Origin of the sequence: Blautia sp. DFI.3.45, from assembly GCF_020593505.1 — a bacterium.
GTDB lineage: Bacteria > Bacillota > Clostridia > Lachnospirales > Lachnospiraceae > Blautia_A > Blautia_A wexlerae.
The window spans coordinates 1-280 of sequence record NZ_JAJDMI010000218.1; the positions used below are offsets into that span (position 1 = coordinate 1).

General features: G+C 40.4%; 1 pseudogene. It reads right to left on the reverse strand.

The window, feature by feature from the left end:
• Positions 1 to 280 (reverse strand): annotated as a pseudogene (locus LJE09_RS17655) (site-specific integrase); the annotation flags it as partial.

A 280-nucleotide genomic window follows, 5' to 3' on the forward strand; every position in this document is an offset into this window, starting at 1 on the left:
AGCCCGGCATAATAGGCTATCTGGATTGGAAGTATTGCGGCTGGGTTCTTTTTTTTCAGATAAGCAAGCAATCTTTCATAATCTTCTCGTGAAATTGGTTGGATATTTCCGTCCATGTCCTCGTCTGAAAACAAATCAACTTCATCCGTCTGATACCGCAGTTTAATATACTGCATGGGATTAAACGTAATATACTGTTTTGGAAATACTGCAAAGCGGAAGGACTGCTGCATGACTGCGGAAAAAGAATGGATGTAATCTTTGCTGTAACCCTTTCTCT